Annotated in this window: 12 protein-coding genes; 2 read left to right on the top strand and 10 right to left on the bottom strand. The window is 68.7% G+C overall.

Annotation, left to right across the window (positions count from 1 at the left end):
* Positions 1-6: 6 nt before the first annotated feature.
* From ABGA98_RS18570 to ABGA98_RS18585, 4 genes are all read right to left on the bottom strand, one after another.
* Positions 7-1,197 carry a histidine kinase gene (locus tag ABGA98_RS18570; protein WP_347619571.1) on the bottom strand — a complete coding sequence of 397 codons (1,191 nt, stop codon included), beginning with the start codon at positions 1,195-1,197 and terminating at the stop codon, positions 7-9.
* Between the two features lie 120 nt (positions 1,198-1,317).
* Positions 1,318-4,767: a LamG domain-containing protein gene (locus tag ABGA98_RS18575; protein WP_347619572.1), complete on the bottom strand. Its 3,450-nt coding sequence runs from the start codon at positions 4,765-4,767 to the stop codon at positions 1,318-1,320.
* Positions 4,768-4,860: 93 nt separating this feature from the next.
* Complete coding sequence (locus tag ABGA98_RS18580) at positions 4,861-10,782, bottom strand: RHS repeat-associated core domain-containing protein (RefSeq protein ID WP_347619573.1); 5,922 nt, start codon at positions 10,780-10,782, stop codon at positions 4,861-4,863.
* A 479-nt stretch (positions 10,783-11,261) separates the two neighbouring features.
* Positions 11,262-11,426 carry a hypothetical protein gene (locus tag ABGA98_RS18585; protein ID WP_347619574.1) on the bottom strand — a complete coding sequence of 55 codons (165 nt, stop codon included), beginning with the start codon at positions 11,424-11,426 and terminating at the stop codon, positions 11,262-11,264.
* Positions 11,427-11,444: 18 nt separating this feature from the next.
* On the opposite strand from ABGA98_RS18585, the gene ABGA98_RS18590 reads away from it, so the two are divergent.
* Positions 11,445-11,678: a hypothetical protein gene (locus tag ABGA98_RS18590; RefSeq protein WP_347619575.1), complete on the top strand. Its 234-nt coding sequence runs from the start codon at positions 11,445-11,447 to the stop codon at positions 11,676-11,678.
* Between the two features lie 52 nt (positions 11,679-11,730).
* Here ABGA98_RS18590 and ABGA98_RS18595 read toward each other — a convergent pair whose 3' ends face one another.
* The 5 genes from ABGA98_RS18595 to ABGA98_RS18615 all read right to left on the bottom strand — a co-directional run bounded on the left by ABGA98_RS18595 (position 11,731) and on the right by ABGA98_RS18615 (position 19,989).
* A complete protein-coding gene (locus ABGA98_RS18595) occupies positions 11,731-15,102 on the bottom strand; it encodes an alginate lyase family protein (protein WP_347619576.1) in 3,372 nt (1,123 codons plus the stop codon).
* 90 nt (positions 15,103-15,192) lie between these two features.
* Positions 15,193-16,815: an extracellular solute-binding protein gene (locus tag ABGA98_RS18600; protein WP_347619577.1), complete on the bottom strand. Its 1,623-nt coding sequence runs from the start codon at positions 16,813-16,815 to the stop codon at positions 15,193-15,195.
* Positions 16,816-16,848: 33 nt separating this feature from the next.
* The gene (locus ABGA98_RS18605; RefSeq protein ID WP_347619578.1) at positions 16,849-17,811 is read right to left on the bottom strand and encodes a carbohydrate ABC transporter permease; all 963 of its coding nucleotides are present in this window, start codon (positions 17,809-17,811) and stop codon (positions 16,849-16,851) included.
* A complete protein-coding gene (locus tag ABGA98_RS18610; protein WP_347619579.1) occupies positions 17,808-18,719 on the bottom strand; it encodes an ABC transporter permease subunit in 912 nt (303 codons plus the stop codon). Before ABGA98_RS18610 ends, ABGA98_RS18605 begins: the two co-directional genes overlap by 4 nt.
* Positions 18,712-19,989, bottom strand: a complete 1,278-nt coding sequence (locus ABGA98_RS18615; protein ID WP_347619580.1) for a polysaccharide pyruvyl transferase family protein — start codon at positions 19,987-19,989, stop codon at positions 18,712-18,714. The genes ABGA98_RS18610 and ABGA98_RS18615 overlap by 8 nt, the downstream gene beginning before the upstream one ends.
* Positions 19,990-20,068: 79 nt before the next feature.
* Here ABGA98_RS18615 and ABGA98_RS18620 point away from each other — a divergent pair, with 79 nt between their 5' ends.
* A complete protein-coding gene (locus ABGA98_RS18620) occupies positions 20,069-21,073 on the top strand; it encodes a LacI family DNA-binding transcriptional regulator (protein WP_347619581.1) in 1,005 nt (334 codons plus the stop codon).
* A gap of 122 nt (positions 21,074-21,195) precedes the next feature.
* Here the strand turns inward: ABGA98_RS18620 and ABGA98_RS18625 are convergent, their stop codons facing one another.
* Positions 21,196-21,603, bottom strand: a complete 408-nt coding sequence (locus ABGA98_RS18625) for a transposase (RefSeq protein ID WP_347619582.1) — start codon at positions 21,601-21,603, stop codon at positions 21,196-21,198.
* Positions 21,604-21,648 lie beyond the last annotated feature (45 nt).

The following is a 21,648-nucleotide window of genomic DNA, read 5'->3' on the forward strand; positions in this document are numbered from 1 at the left end:
TTTGGATCACTCGGCCTCGTCGGATGAGCACAGTGGGAGGGTCGCGAGCACCTCGAATCCACCGTGCGGGAGTCGACGCGTGATGATCGTTCCCCGGTAGAGCCTGACACGTTCGGTCATGCCGATCAACCCGTGTCCACCGGATTTCCGGGCAGGTACGGCGGGAGCACCGTCGTTGGTGACGTGCACCGTGAGCGACGCGGGACCGTAGGTGACGCGGACCCGTGTGCGGGCGCGACCGGCATGCTTGAGGACGTTCGTCAGCGATTCCTGGACGATCCGGTAGGCGCACAGGTTCAGGCCAGGGGGCAGCATCCGTACCGTGCCCTCGACGGCAACCTCGACGGGCAGCCCGGCCACGCGCATGCGCTCCGCCAGGGCGTCCAGATTCCGCAGGCCGGGGGCGATGGTGTAGAGCGCGCCGCCCTCGTCGTCGGCCTCGATGCGCAGGATCGACAGCAGGCGGCGCAACTCGTTCAGCGCTTCATGACCGGTCTCTAAGATCACTCCGAGCGTGGCGTGTGCCGTGGCCGGATCGGACAGCGCCACGAAGCGGCCCAGGCCGGCCTGTACCGAGATGACGGACATGTGGTGGGCGACGACGTCGTGCAGCTCGCGGGCGATCTTCACGCGTTCCCTGGTGACGGCGCGGCGGGCGGCGGTCTCCTGCTCGTCTTGCAGTTGCTGGGCCAGGGTGGCGAGCTGCCTGGTGCGCTGGGCCAGCAGACGGGCGCTCAGACCCGCGCCCAGCCCGCAGGTCGCCAGGAGGACCGCCGAGCCCAGCGCCGACCCCAGGGCGACGTTCGGTTGGAGCGTCGAGGCGTGCGTCCACACCGTCACCACCATCACGCCGCCTGCCGCGCTCGCCTTCCACGAGCGGTGCACGGCCACCGTGTAGAGCATCACCAGGAGGGCGATGCTGTTGAGGGCCACGTGGTATCCCAGGTAGTGATAGGTCAGCGACGTGGCCGCGCAGATCGTCATCACGGTCATGGGCGCCCGCCTGCGCAGCACCAGCGGTCCGTTGGCCGACAACGTCAGCGCCGTTGACAGCAGGTCGGACGGCTTGCCCATGTCCGGCCCGTACCAGTCCCACAACCATGTGCCCACGACCAGGGACAGCGCCACCGCACCGTCGAGGACCAGGGGATGGAGCGCGGACAGACGCTGCAGCGGCGACGCGCCGGTGAAGGACATCCGTCACGTTAACTCCGAGCGGGGCCGCTGCGCATCAACCCGGCCTGTACCACGGGGGTTGAGGCATCACGCCGCCGACCGCCCCCGGACACCGGGCCCGGAGCGGTCGATCTGGGAGGGTCAGAAGGGAGAGTCGGACGGGAGTTCCGTATATCCCGCGAGGATCTGGAGCTGCTCCTGGCTGAGCACTCCGGAGAAGGCCCACACGTCGTCGATCACTCCGGACCAGTACTCGCTCCACGTACCCGCCGTCTTCGAGCGGCCCAACTGGAACGGGCCGGTGGCGTCGAAGCCGATCGTGTGCCAGCGGGCCGAGACCCGCTCCTCGGTCTCCTCGAGCCAACCGTTGACGTACAGACGCAGGACGTCGGCGAAGGAGTCGTAGACGATAGCCACGTGGTCCCATGCGAGCTGGCTCTGGTAGGCGGAGTTCTCCGCGCGCTGCGCCACCGCGCCGGAGATGTCGGAGTCCGGCATCTCCACCTGCCAGCCACCCGCGCCACCTGCGGCGGAGGGGTCGTAGCGCACAGTGAAGCCGCTGTTGACGGCGCCCCCCTGCGAGAAGACGGCCGACCGGGCCGTGGGCCTGCCCGCGGCGGTCACCCAGCCGGCGACGGTGAAGCTGCGGCTGGTGGACACCACGGGACCGGCCGTCGCGGCGTGGTCGCCGGCTCCGTCCAGGACCAGGGCGCCCGGCGGGGAGCCCAGCCAGCCCACCTGATCGACGTGAGCGTCGCCGGCCATGGTGAGGTGGCGGCCGTGGCCGGTTCCGTCCTGCCCGTCGGAGTTGAGCGTCCAGCGGCCGGCGAGCACGGGGTGGTGGCTGAACAGGTCAGCGGCCTCCTCCGCGCCGACCAGCCGGTCGAAGACCTGGACGTCGTCGATCTCGCCGGGGAAGAAGTCCACTTTGGCGCCGTTGTGCATCGCGCGGCCGATGGCCATCGGGCCGGCGGCGTTCCAGGTCACGGTGAACGGTTTCTCCTCCTGGAGCACGCCGTTGACGTACAGGCGGGCGGTCCTGGCCACCGCGTCGTACACGCCCAGCAGGTGGGTCCACTCGCCGGCCTCCGGCGGCGCGACGGACCGCACCCGCACCCCGCCCTGCACCGCGTCGGCGTTGCTCAGGCTGAACGACCATCGGTTGTCGTCGTGGACGTACTGCAGGTAGAAGCCGCTGACCACGTTGCCGTCCTGGTTGACGACGGTGGCGAAGCCGTTGGTGTGCGCGAGCTTGACCCAGGCGGCCACCGAGTAGGTCTTGGAGGTGTCGATGACGGGCCCGGACGTCTCGGCGTACCCCGTCGTGCCGTCGCCGCGCATCGCGGTGCCGACCTGGCCGTCCGCCCCTAGCGTCACGCCGCCGGAGACGTGCGTGGAGACCGCTGCGGTGCCCGGGCGCACGGTGGCCGACAGCGAGGTGGCCCCGGTCTGCTCGTCCAGCGTCCAGTGCGCCCGGGGGGCGGCGCCGGCGTTGACGCGGAACATGTACGTGGTGGGCGCGCTGGCGTTGCCCGCCGCGTCGAGCGCTTTGACGTAAAGGAAGTTCACGCCCGCCCTCGTCGGTGCCACCTGGATGGTGACGGGGCCGCCGGGGGTGGCCGGGCGGTATTCGCCCGCCGACGTGGGCGTCGTGTTGATCCCGACCCAGTAGCGGGTCACGTCGCTCTGCGTCGTGCTGACGGTGAAGGAGCCGTAGCGGCCCACGCCGTCGTACCAGGGGTCGTCGGGGTCGTCCGGGTTGGATGGAGGGTAGTCGGCCGAGGTCAGCGACGGCGGCGGCGGGGCGGCCGCGTCGTAGGAGAAGTAGCAGCCCGTCGCCTCGCCCGCCGAGCTCCACGGGCTCCACTGGTAGCCGTCCCAGGCGCGGACGTGCCAGCCCAGCAGCTTGTTCTGCGGGATCGTCGGGGGCGCGGACATCTGGAACGTCGAGCCGGTCGTCTTGGCCTCCGTTAGCGGCGAGTCCCACACGCCGGCGTTGTTGTCCCAGAGGATGCGGAACTGGGCCTGCAGCTTGGCCGCCGATCCCGAGTCGGGGTCGGTCAGCACGGCGTACATGATCGGCGGCTGGTTGACCGTGGGCGCCGGTGAGGAGACGCACGGCCCGCCCGGGCTCATGGACAGGTTCTTCATCAGCGGCTGCGGCGGCGGGGTGTTGTACTGGATGCGCAGGTCGGCGTCCGTGGCGAAGCGTTTCCACCAGGCCATCGTCGATTCGGAGTACGCGCGCAGCCCGAAGTAGATGTTGGCGTCCTTCTTGGTGACCGCGGCCTTCACGGCGGCCAGCAGGGCGCTGCCGCCGAACTCGACGGGGGTGCGGGAGCAGTACGCCACGTCACGCGAGGTCAGATGCTTGATCCAGTTGTCGTCGGTGCTGTTCCAGGTCGAGCTGGAGCCGAAGCCACTGGCGTGCCAGAGCTGGACCGACGTGGGGTTGGAGCAGTTGTAGGCGTGCGTCTCGTAGGCGATGAACTCCGCGGACAGCACGACCTTCCCCGCGATGGCACCGATCGGCATGCGGAAGAACAGCCGCTTCTTCTGGTCCTTGACGCAGGCCCCGTCGAACTGGACGTCGCACAGGCCCACGCCCTGCGTGCCCGACCAGTTGTAGTACGTCGTGGTGGGGTAGCCGCTGGAGACCATGAGCCTCGCCGCCTCCCCCACCGTCTTCCACACCGGGTCGATGTAGACGGGGAAGTGGGTGCCGGGGTCGGTCAGTAGGTCACGGTCGGGAACGAGGGCCAGCTCGCCCCGCGCCAGGCCGACGCCCACCCGCTCGACGCGGGAGCCCTCGACGGGTCCCGCCTCCCGTGCCTGGCCGTCCGACAGCAGGCCCACGGCCGGCGGTCCGGAGTCCCACATCAGCGGCGCGGGCGCCTCGAACACCTCGCCGCCGGTCACCTTGTCGGTGGCGCGCAGCACGCCGGCGGCGTCGGCTGCGAGGTCCAGCTCAGGCGACTCCGTCCTCAGCCTGAGCCGGGCCAGCTCGGGGTTGCGCGCCGCCTCCGGCGTCTTCACCACGAGAAGGTGCGAGAAGCCGTCGACGTCGGCGCGCACACTCAGGTCCACCCCGGGCAGCACCTCGGGGTACGTCGCCGTGTCGCCCTCCACCATCGGCGAGGGCAGCGGCTTCGGCCAGGACAGGCTGAGGGTCCGGCCCGCCCTGCCCATCGTCACGAACGGCCCCGAACCGCCCTCGGACAGGCGCAGGTCCACCGTCGAGGCGATCGGCCCGAGACCGCCTCCGGGCAGCCGGGTCAGCGCCGGGTCCACCGGGGTCCAGGCACCGTCCTTGCGGGTGCGGACCGGACGCTGGTGCTGGACCAGCTCGAAAGTGCCCGAAGGAAGGGCGCGCACCTCGCGCGACTCGCCGCGCAGCGCCAGCACCTCCACCGGCTGCCCCGACGAGCGCGCCTCCCGCGCCGCCTCCGTCTCGGTGACGGCGCTCCCCCTGGGCGGCTCGGGTTCCGTGGCCGCCGCGGAGCTCGTCCTCACCGGAGCGATGCAGACGAGGCAGACGGCCAGGGCGGTCACCATGAACCGCCGGGCACTCCCACCGGGTGGCATTCGCATGGGCGTGGCTCTCCAATCTCCTTGGCTGCGCGGGTGAGCGTCATTTCCTGCGGCGAGCGCCCTGGAGTGGGCGCTCGCCATCAGCCGGCAGGGCTACGGAGGACAGACGGCCGGATCGGAGGTCCGGGTGGGGATCTTGGGCCCGAACGGTGGCAGCACCACGGTGACACCCGCGCATTGCCCGTTCTCCGCCGCCTTCCGTAAGAAGGTCTTGCCCTGCTCGATGAGGACGTTGACCGCGATACCGCAGGCGGCGACACCGACAGGGCCGCCTTCGGTGCAGACGAGCGCCGTTATGATATTGGAAACAACGATCAGCGAGTATGTGCCTGCCGTGCTCTGAAGGAAGTCGCTGATGAACTTCGTCACCGACCGTGGCAACACGATGGTGCAGCTGAGGCGATCGCACCGCACGCCGATGAACTGTTTGGTCCAGTCGAGATCCGGCGGCTTCAGGCAACTGAGGGGAGACGTGAGGCTGCACTTGGACGGGTCCTTCACGATGGGAGGGCGAGGCAGGATGGGCAGCTCCGGTGGGTCCGGTATGCCGATGTCCCCGCCCAAGTCGCCGATCTTGTCCTTGATGGCGCACCATCCGGAGCAGATGCGGACCGGGCCGATGGGCGGCGGGTGGTAACCGCCACCACCACCACCGCCACCGCCGCGGCCACCACCACCGCCGCCGCCACCGCTCCATCCGCCACCGCCACCGCCACCTCCACCGGGGCGCGGGTGGTGGTCCTTGTCGTGGTCATTGCCGGGAGGCGGGAAGTAGTCGCCGTCGCTGTTGCAGTCGCGGGCCGCCACGAGCGTCACGCGGGCGTCTCCGCAGTCCGCGAGGCCGCTCGGGTCGCTTAGGGTTACGGGCGTGTTGCCGGCGTAGCTGTAGCCGTGCATCTGCTGGGGGTCGTCCAGCAGCAGCGGGTCGGTGGAGACGAAACGGCCGAGCGCCGGGTCGTAGTCGCGGGCACCGAGATGGGTCAGGCCGGTGCTGTCGTCGGCGGTGCCGCCGACGAAGGTCTTCTCGTCCGGCCAGTCCGCCGTGCTCTGGCCGCGCTCGGCGCCGAAGGGGGTGAGGCGCCGTTGGACGACGGTCTGGTTGCCTGCGTCGATGGCAAGTTGTGTCGTCCCCTGGTGGTCCGGCACGAGGAAGCGCACGCCGGAGGCGGAGTAGCGCATCGCCATCGTCCGGCCGTCGTGCGTGTAGTAGCGGACCGCCGAGAGCTGGGAGGCCAGGGCGGCGCCCGCCGCGACGCGTACTTCCATGCCGGGCAGATAGAGCGTGCTACCGCCGGCGTCCCGTCGGATGAGCCGATCGTCGGTCGCGGAATAGACGAAGGTCGTGTCGGCGTCATCGACGGAGACCTTCGCCAGCATGCCTGCCGCGTCCCAGGTGAAGGTCTTGTCCTGCGAACCGGTGGCCTGCGTGATGAGGTTGCCGGCCGCGTCGTAGCCGAAGGTCTCCGTCTGCGGGCCCGCGCCACCGGTCTGGGTGACCGAGGCGAGCCGGTGGCCTTCGCCCGCGGGGGCGTTGGCGTAGGACCGGGTGGTGTCGGCCGTGCCGTCCAGCCCGTGCAGCACCTCCTGGGTGCGGCTGCCGGTCACGTCGTAGGCGTAGCTGTGCCAGTACGGGGCCGGCCCGCCGACGGCGGAACCCGACGGAGCGGCGGCGCAGGACCGCGTGGCCTGGCTCCATGCCTGCTGGAGCCGCTGGAACCGGTCATAGGTGAAGCACTGGGTGTCGGTGCCCGAGCGGGACACGTCCGAGATCGAGGTGATGGACCCGGCCTGGTCGTAGGTGTAGGCCGCGTCGCGGTCCACCCCGGCCACGCCCTCGCGTTCCGCGCGGGCGCTGGCCAGGCGGCCCGTACCGTTCTCGTAGGTGAAGGTCTGCCACACCTTCTTGCCGCCGGTGGACAGCTCGTACTGCAGGGGACGTCCCGTCGCGGAGTAGGAGGTGGCGGTGACGTAGCTGGCGAGGTTGCTCGTCAGGCGGGTCGGCCGGGAGAGCTCGTCGTACGTGGTCGTGACGTTCTCGGCGGGCAGGCCGCCCGCTGCCGGGAAGCCCCGGCTGCGGACCGTGCCGTCCGGGTTGTAGGCGATGGTGGAGGTGTAGCTCCCGGCCAGCGCCCCTTCCTCCTGGGGGATGACCAGGGTGTACTTCAGCGCACGCCCGGCGCTGTCGTAGGCGTCGATCCGCTCGGTGTAGGGCCGCCCGTCCGTGTATCGGGTCTGTGCGGTGAGGTATCCCTTGCGCACGGTGTCGTAGGTGTAAGCCGCCACGAGGGTGCCCGTGGCGGAGCCCTCGTGAACCTTGGTCACGCGACCTAGCGGGTCGTAGACCGGTACGAGCGTGCGGCCCCTGGCGTCGGTGGTCTTGACCGGGCGATCCAGGTCGTCGTAGGCCGTGACGGTGGTGCCGCTGTCGGGGTCGGCGGCCTTGATCGTGCGACCGCGCAGGTCGTAGGTGTAGGACCAGGTGTTGCCGCCGGGGTCACGCATCGTGGCCTTCTGGCCCGCGGGGGTGTAGGTGTAGGTCGTCGCCTGATAGGGGCCCGTCGGGGACGCGCCGTCGTGCTGGCGCAGCGCCGTCCTGCGACCCCTGGCGTCGGTGACGGTGACCGTGGGGGTGGCGCCGTCGGGCGGGTCCACGGCCACCCAGTCGCCGCCGTAGCTGGTGGTGACGCGCCACTTCTCCTGGGCGTCGTTGCTGCCCGTGAGGAAGCGGCGCACGGTCTCCCGGTTGAGCCCGTCGTAGGAGTAGGTCATCTGCGACTCGACGTCGCCGGGCGTGCCGACGCCGAAGAGCGCGGGCTCCGGCTCTCCCTCGGCGTAGTAGAGATGGTAGGAGCGGGCGACGTTGCCCCGGCTGTCGTAGAAGGTGTCGGTGACGAGCCGGCCGCCGTCCGGGCCCTCGACCTGGGTCTGGCGCGGGCGCTGCAGGCCGTCGAACAGCTCCTGGGTCACCCGGGGGCCGCCCGCTGAGGTCAGGGTCTTGGTGGTGACGGCGCCGATCTTGCCCTCTGCCACTTGGTAGATGTGCTCGGTGTCGGGGTCGCCCGTGGTGGCGTGGCCGGGCAGCCAGACTTTGGTGAGGCGGCCGAGCGCGTCGTAGGCGAGGTGGGTGGTGCTCCCGGCCGCGTCGGTCTGCGCGGTGGGCCTGCCGGACGCGGGCTCCAGGGTCTCGGTCGTGACGAGCGCGCTGGCGGCGTCTCCCGGGGTGACGGGCGGGCTGGTGGTGGTGGTCTTCGTGGTCAGCCCGGTGGTCTCGGTGTATGCGGTCGTGGTCGTGTGGCCGGCCGCGTCTTTGACCGCCGTGACCCGGCCGTAGTCGTCGTACGTGGTGCGGGCGGAGGGCACGTAGGTGGCGGTGGTGCCGTCGTGTGCCGCGATCTTCTCGACCCGGGTGGCGTCTCCCTTGGTCGGAGCGGCGTCGAAGGCGCCCCCGTCGTAGAAGGTGCGCACGTCGGAGACGATCTCGCGGGGCCGGGTGGGCGTGGCGGAGCAGCGGACGGCGACGGTCTCGACGCGGGAGGGCAGGCTGCGGATCCACGCGGCGGCGTTGAGCGCGTACTCGGTGCGGGTGCACAGGTCGTCGTCCTGGCGGGCGGTGTCGCCCTGGTCGTCGACCTGGGTCGGCGCCCCGGTCACGGTGTCGTACGTGGTGTCGACGCGGGTCTGCCGCCAGGCGCCGCCGTCCATGGCGGTCCAGGTGCGGGTGGTGGCGACGCCGGTGAGGACCGCGGCGGAGGTGCCCCAGGGGCGGGTGCGGGAGGCGGTCTCGTGCTGCCAGGGGGTGTTGACGGTCTTGTCGTGCACGGCTCCGCCCGGCCCGGTGTGGACGGTGTGTTTCAGCTCGAACCCGGCCAGCGCGTCCTTGTCGACGTACGTGCCGCCCTCGCCGTCGGAGACGGTGACGTTCTTGACGCCGCCCGCGGCGTTGAGCCGGTCGCCGTTCATGCCGCGGAGGTACAGGTGCTCTTCGAAGGTGAGCGGCTCGCCGTCGCCGCCGGTGGTCACCCGGACCTTGCCGTAGCCGCGCCACTGCGACCAGGTCTTCTCCTTGGTCCTGGTCAGGCCGTCGTCGTCGGCGAAGTGCCAGGCGGCACCGCCCAGGTAGTCGTAGCTGGTCACCATGTCGGGCGCGCGGCCGGTGCGGTCGGACCGGATCACCTTGGTGACGACGTATTTGTGGAACCAGTCCTGGATCGGGTCTTCCTTCCCGGCGGGCTGCCAGATGGCGGGGAAACACCGCTTGGTGTTGGTCTCGGGGGCGGGCAGGGCGGAGAGGGTGCAGTCCTCGCCGGAATACTGCACCTCGATCTGCCCGCCGTACTCGTCGTAGATCGCGCCGAGCCGGTATTTGATGAACGGCGGGATGTCGTCACCGACGCGGTCGAGACGGTTCCTCAACTGCACGTGGTTGAAGGTGACCTCGGGGAGCGTCACCGGTGTGCCGGCCGCCCTGCCCGTGTGCTTGATCCCTTGCAGGAGCAGCGCCCTGTCGACGTCGGCGTCGCCCCAGTCGTGCCGCAGCGCCCACGTGTCGACGTCACGGTAGCCGCCGTCCGCCTGCCTGATCTGGGTGGTGACGCCGACGAGCCGCTTACGGGACCAGAACGTCGGGGAGATCAGCCCCTTCCTGGTGCACTCCGAGGCGCAGTTCTGATCCCATGGCACGTCGGGCCACCGGTCCGGTGAGGTCGCGATCTTGGCGGGAGCGCAGTCGAACGTGCTGTCCTGGATGCATCGCTCGGCGGTCTCGAACACCACCTTGGCCGGCGGCGGCGCGAACAGGTCGCCGGCGCGCAGGCCGTACTCGATGCGGCTCAGCCGGCCGCCACGCTCGTAGGCGACATCGTCGGTCAGGGAGACGTTTCGCCCGTAGTGATTGCCCTCCTTCTCGTAGTAGTACGCGATGGCGTTGCCGTGCGTGTCGACGACGTAGTCGAGGTTCCACCGCCACGCCTGCTGACACGACGACTTCGCGAACCCGCCCTCGTCGTGGCACGGTTCGCCGGAGTTGTTGCCGAAGACCGGCACTGTCCAGGCCGATGCCGTCTCCGCCCGGCCGGAGGTCCAGCCGGGCAGACGGTTGCGGCCGAAGAAGTACTGGGTGCCGTCGGGCGTGGTGGCTTTCCAGTATTCGCCGTCGTTGTCGCCGTTGTGCGTGCCGGTCACCTTCTCGAACCGGGTGCCGTCGTCGCCGCGCATGCGCCACGTGCCGTCAGCGGCCCTGATCAGCTCGCCGCCCTTGCCGTTCCAGGTGACGGTGGCGTTGTCGTACGCCCAACACTGGTCACCGGGATCCACGTCGTTGCTCTTGGGTGCCCCGTCGTCCGCGCACCCCTTGTAGCTGCGCTCGACGTAGCCCGGCCACAGGTCGAATCCCTCGCCCACCCACGATGCCTGGTTGTTGGTGCTGGAGGTCCGCCCGTCCGCCGAACTGGAGGAGTATCCGATCGCCAGCTGCGGGGTCAGCCCGCCGGGCACCGGCGGCACCCGCATCGGGTACGACCAGGTGAAGTCGCCGGAGTTCCCCCCGCCGTTCCAGGTCGCCGTCGCGGCCAGCGGCGTCGCACGGTAGTCGCCGAACGCGCTCGCGGGACCGGCTTCGGCGGCGAGTACCGCCGAACCGGCCGGGATATCGGCGGTTAAAGTTTTGGATTCGGCGTCGTTGTCCGCGTGAACCGGCGTGGCAGTGCGGCACTCCTCCACGTCGGGAGTGGTCAGCGCGCATCTCGGCAGCCGGACGAGCCGAAGGCGGGAGTCGTATGAGCCGCCGTAGGCGCGGGTGATCCCGTCATAGGGCACCCGTACCTGGGCGGGGCCGGGGCTGTCGACGGTGAACAGCAGTCCGCCCACTCCGGCCTTCGCCGCGGCGCCCCTGCCGAGCACGCGCACCTGAGCATTCCCCGTCGCGTGCACCACGGCGGCGTCGTTCGCGGACGGTCGCCGGGGCCGCGGCGCACTCTCGCCCGTCGCGGGGTCGGGGGTGCGCGGACGGACCGGCACGCGCTCTCCCCGCACCGGCTGATCGTCGACGACCTCCGGCGGCCCTTTGACGACCGGCTCCGAGTAAGCCGGTGGGGCATGGAGGAGGTTTGCCATCAAGATGGCGACCGCCGTCGCGGCCAACGATGTTTTTCCTGCCAGCACAGAACCCTCCCCTGAGCCGGTGACCGAGGACGGGAGTAGAGGACGGCGAGAAGAGCGAATTCACCGGCCGAATCTGGCCGACGCGCAAATGTTAGAAAAAAGGGGCAGTTTCAGCGTCTAGCCAAAGTTGGACATTTGACTCCACCCACACGCATACATTTCAGGCCGCCTCAACCTGAGGAGTACAACCAGGGGTGGATGCGTAGTGAGTCGGCGGGACCTTTCAGACAGTGACCTTGACCGTGGCCGACCTTCGCAGAGATCTCACCGATGATGGACAGGTGGGCAAGGCAGACAGACCTCGATCGATCGGCCGAAGCGGCGCTAGTGCCGCATCAGGCCACGTTTGCCCTCTTGACGATGCGGCGTAGGCGAGGGTTATCGGTGTTGCGGTTTCGCCAGGCGATGTAGCGGCGGATCATGCTGCCCTGCTCGCGGTGGCCGGCGTGGTCGGTGCCGTTGAGGGTGAACTCGCGCGATGCGGTGAACTGCTCGCCCAAGACCGGCATCGTGCGTTCATGGACCTGGTCGAACAGGTCATGACCCAGGAGCCGTATGCCTCGGCCAAGCGGGTGTTCTGGATCGTGGACAACGGCTCCTCTAACTGTGGCAGGGCCGCCGCCGACCGGCTGGCCGACCGCTCCCCCAACGCGGTGATGATCCACACGCCCGTGCACGCCTCCTGGCTGAACCAAGTGGAGATCTTCTTCTCCATCGTGCAGCGCAAGGTCGTCACAAGAGAGACCACTTAGTCGTGGTGGTCCCAGCGGTTGCCGGCGCCGGGGGGCGACTTGGCCGCAGGCGCTACCGCCCCCCGCAGGACCGAGCGACAGTGACGTTCTTGAACGAGCTCTCCGTGGATGCGTAAAGCCCGACGCCGCCGCTGCGCACAACGGTGTCGCGACCCTTCAGGATCTCAACGCCGTTCAACGTCACGGTGATGCGGTCGCCGTGAATCGCCGCACCCAGTCGCACGGGACCTGTCAACGGGTTGCTGATGGATGCCTTGGCCACTGTGACGGGACCCGACGCGTGAGCCTCGCGGATGATGCTCGCGTACTGGGTTCGGTTGCTCGTCTTGCCTACGTGGATCCGATACCCGTACGCGTCCGTGGTGTCTCGCAGCGAGATTCCTGCGTTACCGACGGATCCGTCGATCGTGACCGTGGTCTCCACGACATAGTCGCACGCCTCGGAGAAGCGCGTCGGCAGTGTCGAGTCGGCCAGTACGTGCGCCCGGCCACCGGCAGGCGTGAGGCGCAACTTGCCCGAGGCGACGGACACGGACCCTGTTATTCCTCGCCAGCTGGCCTGATCGAGCCCTTCTCTGATCACGATGTTGTCGAAGGTCGCGGCCCGCCGATGCGTGAAGGCGGCGGCACCACCCGTCGGCAACTGTCCGTCGTCCGCGGAGATCGACGTATCGCCGACTTTGGCGCTCAGATGCTTCCCGATCGCGGATACGACCAGCTTGTGCGGGACGTTGGCGCCGATCGGCAGTGCGGTCTCCGCGAGAACCGTGGTCGTCGAGTTGTATATCTTCACGAGCTTCAGCGTCGCTCCCGACGTGGAGTTGAGCACTTCGGCCCGGTAGTAGTTGCGGGAATCGTGGTAGCGGAACGCGAGACCGGTACGGGCCGTCGTCTGGCCGCGTACCCCGGGAACGATGTCCGCGGCCATGACCACGTCATCGGGTACGTCGTGCAGCGCCGCGAACGACACCATGTCCGCAGTCGAGGTCTGTGCCAGCTGCGTGTCCGGCTGTGCGCCGGTCAGCGCCCAGGTCCCCTGGACCGGCGTCCAGCCGCCAAAGGATCCGTTGAAGTCATGGACGGTGCGGTCCAGGCCGGCATCGTCGAACTCGTCGTTGAGCACGGGTGCCGGGGCAAAGTGTTCGTCGAGTGACACGGTGATGAGGTTGCCTGTGCGGGTGAACGCGATCGGGGTGTCGTTCACCGTCACCGCGTTCGCGTTCGGCGCGTTGATGGAGAGCGTGCCGGTGAACGGGTCCCCGAGCGAGATCCGGGCGGTCGTGCCGCGCAGCTCCACACTGATATCGGACACCGGTGCGGATGCGCTGATAACGGTGTTGTCCTGGTCGATCAGCGACGACCCTCTGGTCAGCGCGTACCTGGTGAGCCCGCCGCCCGAAGCACGCTCGAGGTACGCGGTCTCGGCGTTGGTCGTGGCGGCCCCGAACGCCCTCGACGAGGGAGTCGCCTCGCGCGAAAGGTAGAAGCGTCCGGTCGCGTCCGGCAGGGCGATCTCCATCGCCGTCGCCACGGAGTGACTCACCCCGGGCATGGCGATGCGCTTCGCCGTCACCGAGGGCGCCGCGCCGGGCTCACCGGGAACCACGACCGTGTCCAGTCCCGTCGGCCCGGTGGAGGACCAGTCGTACGACAGGTAGTCGACGTCGGTGAGTACCTGCTCGCCGACGCGTACGGCGCCATTCTTGTGGACCCTGGGGGTTACCGCGGCGCCGGCCGTTGCCACCGGGATGAGCTGCACGCCGGCAACGGGTGCGGCTCCGGGCACGGTGTCGAACCCGACCGTGGCGGCCTTCGTCGTCGGATTGACGGTCACCGGATCACCGGGGAAGTGCCAGAGCTGCCGGTACTTGTGCGCGGCGGTGTCACCGGTGAGGTCGTCGGAGACCACCCAGAAGCCGGGCTTGACGAAGTAGACCGCGCGATCGTGCTCGACCGGCCGGTAGCCCATCGCCGCACCGCGGTAGATGTCGAGGCCCGCGTTCGAGCGCCACAGCGACGTTGTGCGGGGGACGCCGGCGGTCTGCGGACGTCCGTCGACCTCGATGGTGTTGTGCGCCTCGGTGGTACGGCGCATCCAGTCGTTCGTCGGAGTCGCGCTGTAGTCCCCCACCCCGGAGTCGACGATCAGCGGACGCCCGTACGCCGCCATCACCAGGCTGAGGTCGTCCGGATGCCGATGCGAGGCGGTGTAACTGGAATTCTGGTTGTTGATCAGCATGTACCGGGCATCGGCGTCCCACCCGGAACGCTGAACCGCGAAGCTGATCGGAAACACCGTGGACGACAGCGTCGGGGCGGTCCCCTGCGTTCGGCCGGAGGCGACCCAGGTGAAATCGGGCCAGGAGTTGCGTACACCGCTCCTGCGAATGGCCGACGTACCCGCGTAGTTGTTCGGCGTGTCGCCGATCGCCGCGGGTTCAAGATTCGGCTGACGGGTCGCGAACAGCGAATCCGCGATCCAGTCCGCCCCCTGGACGAGCGACTCAGGAACGGTTCGCCCGTTGGCATCCGCGACTGCTATGACGGAGTTGAGCATATCCGCCACGTATGCCTGATAGTTGAACGCCGGCTCGCGGTACACACCGTCGCCCTTCAAGTGCGCGCGCAGGAACCGCTCGGCCGAGCGCACCGCGAACCACTCCCAGCCAGGCGATGACGAGAACTCGGGCAGGAACACGGCTGCCGCGTGGACGGAGCGGGCCATCGACACGTACCAGTTGTTTCCGACATGTATCTGCATCACGCCGACGAGGAAGTCCGTCGTGGCGTGCACGCCGGACAGGTACGCCACGAGATCGCTCGCGTCGATGCCAGGATCGGTCCGGAACACGGAGAACGCGCTGACCAGCTGGGCGAGCCGCTTGGCTGCCGACAGGTTGCGGCCCTGCGGCCAGCTCTGATTGTCGGCGAAGAAGTCCAGCGAGATGTCCATCCACGCCGCCGCGTACGCCGCACGCTTTGCCGGGTCACTCTCGGACACGTAGGCGTATGTCAGTTTGGGCATGAACGTGAAGTCGCTCATCAACGTCTGCGCGCCGCCCGGGGTGGTCTGCGTCCCACCCCAAAGGTCCTGCCAGTCGACGTCGATCCGCTGCTCGGCGCTGTTGTAGAAGTTGCGAGTCTCGGAGCCGAACCGGAAGATCCCCGCCGCGAGTTCGTCGGGGCCCGAGTCGCCACCGCCCAGGCCCTCGGCCGGAGCCGGGTACTGGACGTCGGCGCGGCCCGCGTAATACACCTTGAGCTCGCTCGCGGCGCCCGCTTCATCACCGGCGGCCAGCTTGGCCGCCACCGCGCCGAGCCCCGGGCGCGTCAGGTCGAGCAGCCCGCCGAGATCCGACATGTCGGCGACGGCGGCACTGCCCGGCGACAGAACCGCCGCCACCAGAGCCAGCACGACCGCCACACGGACCCGACAACGCGTGTACCAACGAAACGTGCTCCGTCTCACCACTGTCTTCTCCCTAACCCCGTGAGAGTGTCAGCTGAGTCCACGTCAACCACCCGCCTGCTCCTCGTACTCGGCCTTGATCTTGTTGCCCACCCGGTCCATGAACTTCTTGACGGCCGGCTGCCACGCCGAGACGGGCTTGTTCCCCAGCTGGATCTCCAGCAGCACCGAGTCCAGTTCCTGCTGCTCGCTGGCAGCCTTGCTGGCGGCGGTCTCCGAGTACAGCCCGAGGGTCGGGTCCGCGACGGCAAGCGGGACGCCGGCGACCTGGTGGTCGTGCTGGTCCTGTACGGCCTGGCGGTTGCCCGGCTCGTAGATGACGGGCGATGCTTCGGCGAGGTACCGCACCGGCAGGAACACCTGGCTGCGCCCGCTCTCGGTGAGGGTCGGGTCGGAGCCGTCGCGGGTGAACGTCTGGCCCTCGACGCCGTACCGGAGGGCCAGGTACTCGCTGCTGCCGAAGGGTGAGCACAACCAGTCGAGGACCTTGAGGATCTGCTTGATCCGGTCGGCGTTGTCGGTCTTGGCTACAGCGGTGAAACTGGACAGGGTCGGGCCGGGCGTGCGTACCTGCGTCCCTGTGCCGTCGCGGGTGGGCGAGAGCATGCCGGTCAGGCGGAAGCCGGGCACGTCTTTCGCCTGGCCGTAGAACTTGCCCCACCCGGCGTACCCGCCGATGGTGAACGAGGTCGTGCCGGCCAGCATCCACCCGTTGCGCTTCGTGTTGGGCGCGCCCGCGTGGTCGGGATGCACCACCCCCGACTTCACCAGCTCGACGGTGTCCTCGAGGGCCTGCATGAACTGCGGTGTCGTCCCGGAGTGGGTGAAGACGCCACCTTCGGCCTGCCAGACGCCGGCGCCGCCGGGCCAGTTGCCGGTGATCCCGTTCATCTCAAGGATCGTGTTGAACGGGATCTGTCCGAACGCCCACCGACCGGCCCGCTCGTCGGTCAGCGCGACCGCCATCTCCTTGAACTCGGCCCATGAATCGGGCTGGAGGCTGAGTCCTGCCTTGGCCAGCAGGTCGGCCCGGGTGTACAGCACGGTGCCGATCCGTGCCCGCGGCACGGGGATGCCCCAGATCCGCTGGTCGTAGACGGTGCTGCGCCAGGCATCGGTGGGCAGGGCGGCGAGGTTCGGGTAGGCGAGGACCGCGTCCCCGGACAGGTACTCGGTGAGGTCGGTGAATGTCGCCTTCAGCATGGCCGGCATCTGCTGGACAACGCCCTGGATAGCCACCATGTCGGGCAGATCGCCACCGGCAATGGTCGTGGCGACCTTGCTCTTGTAGTCAGTCGAGGCGACGTACGTGATCTTCAGTTCGGTGCCGAGTTTGCTGTTGAGGTTCTGCCAGTAGGGGTTCGAGCCGAGCGCGGGGGCGATCGGGTCGTAGGTGTACGTCAGTGCCGTGACGGCTTCGCCCTGCACCGGTTGTGATGCGGCGCTGGAGGCGCCCGGGTAGGTGAAGTATCCCGGCGACACCCCGGCCGGCTCGGCGGCCAGGTCGGGCGTGGCCGCGGTGACGGGCTTGTAGGTGGGCAGCTTGACCGACCCGGTCGAGCTGTTCGGCGAACTCGGGCTGCCGTCGCCGCAGGCCCCGAGCAGCGGGGCCAGCCCCGTTGCCGCGCCGAGTGCCAGGACGCGGCGGCGGCTGAAGGTGGGTGCCATGACGTTCCCTTTCCACATGGCGTGGACGATCGGTCAGCCCTTGACGGCGCCGACCATGAGTCCCTTGGCGAAGTGCTTCTGAATGAAGGGGTAGACGAACAGGATGGGCAGGACGGAGATGACAAGAATCGCCATCTGGACGGAGATTTGTGGTGGCAGGTTCTCCAGGTTCGAGCTGAGCTGGTCGGACCCGATCGGGGTGTTGTTGACGACGTAGGTGCGCAGCACCAGTTGCAGCGGCCACTTCTCCGACGACTGGAGGTACAACATCGCGGAGAAGAAGGCGTTCCAGTACGCCACCGCGTAGAACAGCCCGATCACGGCGACGACCGCCTTCGACAGTGGCAGGACGATCCGCAGCAGGATGCGCATCTCCCCGGCACCGTCCATATAGGCGCTTTCCCGCAGCTCGCGGGGGATTTCCTGGAAGAACGCGCGCATGACGATGACGTTGAACGCGTTCACCAGCACCGGCAGGATCAGTGCCAGGTAGCTGTCCAGCAGGCCGAGCTGTTTGACCGTCAGGTACATCGGGATGATGCCCGGGTTGAACAGCAGGGTGAACACCGTCATCAGCAGGATCGGCTTCTGCAGCAACGAACCCGGCCGTGACAGCGCGTACGCCAGAGCGATCGTGGCGACGAGGCTGAGTGCCGTGCCGGCCGCGGTGATGCCGGCGCTCACCAGCAGCGCACGGGTGACGATTCCGCCGGACAGGACGGCCCGGTAGGAGTCCAGCGTCGGTTCGTTCGTCCACAGCACGAAGCCGCCCGCCCTGTTGACCTCCTCCGGGGAGGCGATGCTGGTCACGAGCACCGCCCAGAACGGCACCAAGACCGCCAGGCAGCCCAGGCCGAGCACGAGTCCTCGCGCACCGACCCCCAGCTTGCTGGGCTCGCCCATCCAGACCGGACGCCGGCTGCGGCCCGAGCGTGGCCTTGTGCGCGCGGCGTGGCGCGCCACGGACACCCCGGTCGGCACAGATCGGCTCGTCATTTGGCGTACACCCCCTGCTCGCCCAGGGCGTGGGCCAGCCGGTTGGCACCGAGCACGAGCGCGACACCGACCATGCCTTTGATCAGCCCCACCGCGGCCGCGGTGCCCCAGTCGCCGCCGACGATCCCGTGGTTGTAGACATAGGTGTCGAGTACTTCACTGGCACCGGCACCGACCTGTGCCTGCTGCAGGATGATCTGCTCGAACCCGACGGACAGCGAGTCACCGAGCCGCAGAATCAGCAGCAGGACGATCACCGGGCGGATGGCGGGCAGGGTCACGTGCCACAGGCGGCGAACCGCCGAGGCGCCGTCCATCACCGCGGCCTCCATCTGAGCCGGATCCACTCTGGACAGTGCGGCGAGGAAGATGATCGTCGACCAGCCGGTGTCCTTCCAGATCACCTGTGATGTGATCATGAGTTTGAACAGCTCGGGTACGCCGACGATGGTGAACGTTGACAGGTCGGCCGAGCGCAGCCAGGCGTTGAGCATCCCGCCGTTGCCGAACATCTGCTGGAACAGGGCGACCACGATGACCCAGGACAGGAAGTGCGGCATGTAGAGGATCGACTGGGCGAGGCGTTTGAGCCGTTCACTGATGGTCGCGTTCAGGATCAACGCGAGGCAGATCGGCAGCGGGAACACGAAGACCACCTGGATCAGCGTGATGATCAGCGTGTTGACGAGTGCGTTGAGGAACACCGGGTCGCCGGTGAGCACCGGCTCGAAGTTGTCCAGCCCGACGTACGGGCTGTGCCAGATCCCGAGGAACGGCTGGAAGTCCTGGAACGCGATGACGTTCCCGCCGAGCGGCAGATAGTGGAACAGCAGCAGCACCGTGACCCCGGGAAGCGCCAGCAGCAGCAGGACCCGGTCGCGCCGCCAGCGGTCGCGCAGGCTACGCATCGCCGGTCCCCGCCGATATGGGCCGGCCTGCTACGCAGGCTTCCACCGCCGCCCGCAGCCGGTCGTCGGCATTGGCCGCGACCCTCCTGCTCCGGGCGACCGCGGGAGCCGGGTCGGTGGCGATGTCGGTGACCGCCGTGACGACCGTCGCCGCGGCACGATGGTCGAGCTCGATCACCAGGTCTGGGGCGCCGAGGTCGGCGAACATCTGAGATTTCGTGGTCTCGGTCGGCTGCCGAAGGTAGACGGTCGGGATCGCATGTCGTGCGGCCAGGATCGGCGAATGACACTCCATGCTGACCACCAGCGACGAGACGGCGTAGACCCCGGTCGCCTCCTCCAGCGGCCAGTACCGGTCCAGGAGCCGGACCTGAGCGAGCGTCTGTGGACTGAGCAGGCTGGGAAGCTGCTCGTGAGCGAGCTCGACGGCATAGCTCATCTCGGGCACCACGACGGCCGGCAGGCCGCTGACGCGTACCCAGGTCTCGATCGCCGCCGCCAGCACCGCCAGGTCGTGCGTCACGGTGGCCCGGTTGACCGCGTCGCGCCGCATCTGCTCGCGGGTCGGTTCCGTGCCGTAGATCTTCGCATAGGGGGCGTAGCGCAGCCGCGGAACGAAGCAGGCGAACCGACCGGGCTGCAGGCCGAAACCCTCCAGCAGGCGAGCGGCGGCGACGGCGTCAGTGTGGTCGAACGCGAACGTGCCATCCGGCCCGAAGGCGAGGTCGGGCCCGGTTATCTTCTGGCCGCGCAGGGTGGCCAGGGTCAGCGTTTCGCGGCAGTACACGAAGTCGGCGCTGTCGAAACGGTCCTTGACGTCGTCCTCGAGATAGGACGGTGGGAGCAGATCGACCATCTGTGCCAGCTCCGGCAGCGTCGCCATGGTCGGTGGGCACAGCGGATCCACGGTGATCCCGAAGTACCCATACGGGCGGCCCACGTGCTCGCGCCACCAATCGATCTCGGTGCTCTGGAAGGCGTCGGCGCCCGATCCGTGCATCAGGACGTCCGCGCCGTCGATGGCGGCGGCCAGCTCCGGGGTGCTCGGCCCGTCCGCGCCGAGAGTGCCATCGACGACGCGCACGTCGGGAAACGCGTGCCGCAGCATGGATCGTTCGCGCTCCTCCAGCCGCACCGGCCAGAGGATGACCTCGACCTCGGGGGCGAACCGCTGAAACGCCCGCACCACGCCAGGGGAGTGAGCCACGTCGCCGATGTTCACCGTCGCCCAGGAGGACCGCAGGAGGACGGTGCGACGTGTCGATGTCATATATACTCCTTGTTGACGTAACGTTAATTCAAAATAGGGATGGTGAGACGTTACGTCAAGAACCGAGGAGGCTTTCACCATGGCAACGCAACGTGACGTCGCACGGGCGGCTGGGGTGTCACTCGCCGTGGTGTCGGCGGTGGTCAACGGCACGAGCCACACCCGGATGAAGGAATCCACCCGCACCCGGGTGCTCCAGGCGATGCAGCAATTGGGCTACCAGCCGAACCAGACGGCGCGCTCGCTGCGGCTCAACCAAACCGACATGATCGCGATGATCCTCAACAAGATCGACAACCCGGTCTACGGACCGCTGCGGCATGGGGTCTACGAGGCGGCGGCGGAGCACGGCGCGACGGTCCTGCTGGGCGATGCCGAGACGATGCGCTCCGGCAGCCAGTTCCTGACCCGGCTGCTCAGCCAGGGCACGGTCGACGGTATCTTGATCCGCGGCGAAGGGCTGCTGGACGACGACGTGATGGCTGAACTCCGCTCCCACCCCAAGCCGATCCTCATCCTGGAACATGCACTGGACCATCCCTGGATCGACGTAGACGATCGCCGGGCGGGCGAGATCGCGACGCGGTTCCTGGTCAACCTCAGCCACCGCCACGTCGTCTTCGTCGGGGGTTCGGGATACCTTTCCCAGCAGCGCTACCTGGGCTACCAGCAGGCGATGGACGCCGCCGGCCTGACACCGGCTCCGCACCTGGCCACCGGGTTCGGTGAGCAGGCCGGCGCCGACGGGCTCCGGCAGGCCATGCAGGCGGCAACCGCGCCGACCGCCATCGTCGTCAACAACATCATGAGCGCCGTCGGGGTCCTGGCCGCCGCACGCGACCTCGGCATCGCCATCCCCGACCAGCTGTCAGTGGTCGGCATCCACGACGTCGACCTGATGCGACACCTGCGCCCGGCCGTCACCGCAGTCCGGATGCCCATGTACCAACTCGGCCGGGCCGGCGTCGAGGCGCTATACGACCTGATCGCGGGGCGGCCAAGCGCAGGCGGTGTCATCACCGACCCCGAACCCGAACTGGTGATCCGTGACTCAGCGACCGCTCCGACCCGGATCCGCGATTAGCGTTCGCGTGATCGCCCGCGGCTCATATCGATTGTCGTCAGCCTATGTAGGGATATCACCCCGCCGATGATTGCTCGGCGGGTGCTCATCGGCATCCGATACGGCATAACACTGGACGTCATTCATGGACATTTTGAATGGCGGCAGGTGGTGGCGGCGACCCGGTCCAGCAGGGCGATCACGGCGGTGTTGTCGTGGGCCGAGGCGGCCAGCATGACCACGGCGATGACCAGGCCCAGCACGTCCACCGCCAGGCCGCGTTTCCTCCCCGGTACGCGCTTGGCCGCGTCTTTTCCGGTGGTGGAGGCGGGGACCCCGGCCGCGACGTGGACGCTCTGTGCGTCCAGCACGACCAGGCTCGGGTCGGCTGATCGTTTCTTCTTCTCCCGCAGATGCCAGCGCAGCAGGTCGTGGATCGTCTTGTCGGTGCCGTCATCGCGCCGCTTGGCTAAGTAGTAGTACGCCGCGCTCCTGGGCGGCAGGTCGTGCGGCAGATAGCCCCACTGAACGCCGGTTCGTCCCCCGACCACCACCCCCGCCAAGTTGATGGCGGAGTGGTGGTCATCGTTATTACC

It is taken from the genome of Nonomuraea sp. B1E8, assembly GCF_039871515.1.
Taxonomy (GTDB): Bacteria; Actinomycetota; Actinomycetes; order Streptosporangiales; family Streptosporangiaceae; genus Nonomuraea.